Source organism: Nocardia alni (genome assembly GCF_019038435.1).
GTDB classification, from domain to species: domain Bacteria; phylum Actinomycetota; class Actinomycetes; order Mycobacteriales; family Mycobacteriaceae; genus Nocardia; species Nocardia alni.
Map to the genome: position 1 here is coordinate 1 of NZ_JAGPOX010000363.1, position 429 is coordinate 429.

At 64.8% G+C, this 429-nt stretch carries 1 protein-coding gene; it reads left to right on the forward strand.

Annotated features, from left to right (window positions below):
• Positions 1 to 405, forward strand: a 405-nt coding sequence (locus JZ791_RS44340) for a hypothetical protein (protein ID WP_216903987.1), incomplete at its 5' end; no start/stop codon positions are given.
• Positions 406 to 429 lie beyond the last annotated feature (24 nt).

A 429-nucleotide genomic window follows, 5' to 3' on the forward strand; every position in this document is an offset into this window, starting at 1 on the left:
CTGTGGATGCTGCTGGTGTTCCTGAGCGCGGTCGCACTGTCGCTGGCAATGTTCACCCAGCCGGCGCTGGTGGTGTTCGACAAGCAGAGCGGCATGCACGCGCTGCGCCTGAGCCTGCAGGGCTGCATCGAGAACATCGGCGCAATGATCGTGTTCGCCGTGCTCGGCCTGATCGCCGCGTTCTGCATCTACATCCTGTTCGTGATCGTGATCCAGATCGCGATGCTGATCGGCGGCCCGCTGGCCGCCGCCTTCATCGCCCAGCTGGTGCTGACCACGGTGCTGATGCCGCTGTATGTCGGCGCGGTCTACGCCGCGTGGAAGCAGATGTTCGTGCACCGTGGCAGCCGCGCCGCACCGCCGATCCCGACCACGCCGACCTCGAGCGACATCTTCCACGCCTGATGAAAAAAGGGGACGGAGGGGATT